Origin of the sequence: Microcoleus sp. OTE_8_concoct_300, assembly GCF_031383065.1 — a bacterium.
Lineage (GTDB): Bacteria > Cyanobacteriota > Cyanobacteriia > Cyanobacteriales > Microcoleaceae > Microcoleus.
In genome coordinates this window covers 1-1,084 of sequence record NZ_JANMZH010000848.1, presented here as the reverse complement: position 1 = coordinate 1,084, position 1,084 = coordinate 1, and the positions used below count along the sequence as shown (strand labels likewise).

Annotated in this window: 2 protein-coding genes; both read left to right on the top strand. The window is 49.4% G+C overall.

Going from position 1 to position 1,084, the window contains the following annotated elements:
* Window positions 1-315, top strand: a 315-nt coding sequence (locus tag ACUVJL_RS37330; RefSeq protein ID WP_445250424.1) for an LptA/OstA family protein, incomplete at its 5' end; no start/stop codon positions are given.
* Between the two features lie 173 nt (window positions 316-488).
* Window positions 489-1,084 (top strand): LPS export ABC transporter ATP-binding protein (gene lptB / locus ACUVJL_RS37325; RefSeq protein WP_445250423.1); only part of this gene is annotated, 596 nt, incomplete at its 3' end.

Genomic DNA, 1,084 nt, shown 5'->3' with positions numbered 1-1,084 from the left:
AACTATCCAGCCCGCCAAATACAAGCAACCGCAGCTCAAGCTCAATACTTCAGCCGCGAGCGCCGGATCATTCTCAGCGGAGATGTTTACGTCTTGCAGCAGGGCAACAGCCTGCGCGGTGAAACCATAACATACCTCATCGACGAAGGGCGGTTTATTGCCCTGCCAGACAACCCAGGACAGGTAGAATCGGTCTATCTGGTTGCCCCAGAGCAAGATGCAGCAGCCCAAAATGCAGTTGGCTCCGAACGTCCCCCAGTAAATCCTCAGCCCGCTGTTAAACCGCCCGCAAGCCCCCCAACAGCTCCCAGGTAAAAATAGCTGGTGGCAGCGAAATTTCGCATCGGTAAAAACATACTACTTGGGATAGATGCGAAATTTCGTCTTGCAAAAACTAAAAAGCTGGAGATTGTAAAATATCAACTTGAGACTCGATCGCACAAAGCTGCAGTCTGAAATTTAGCTTGTAGAGGTTGCCGGGAGCGAAAATGAAAATTGTACTCGAAAATATTCACAAATCCTACGGAAAACGCAATGTAGTTAGTCGCGTCAACCTTTCGGTAGCCCAAGGAGAAATAGTAGGACTGCTCGGCCCCAACGGTGCCGGCAAAACCACAACATTTTACATAGCAACCGGATTAGAAAAACCAAATCAAGGCACCGTTTGGCTCAATGATTTAGACATCACGAAATTGGCGATGCACCAGCGAGCGCATTTGGGAATTGGCTATCTGGCTCAAGAAGCAAGCATTTTCAGGAACATGAGCGTGCGCGACAACATTTTGTTAGTCCTAGAACAAACTCAAGTGCCGCGCTGGGAATGGCGCGAGCGAGTCGATTTCCTGTTGCAAGAATTTCGCTTAGAAAAAATAGCATCTAGTTTGGGAATTCAAATCTCGGGGGGAGAAAGGCGGCGGACAGAATTAGCCAGAGCCTTAGCGGCTGGGCGAGACGGGCCGATGTTCCTATTTTTAGACGAACCGTTTGCAGGCGTCGATCCGATCGCCGTAGACGAAATTCAAACCATTATTGCTAAACTGCGCGATCGCAAAATCGGCATCCTCATCACCGATCACAACGTCCG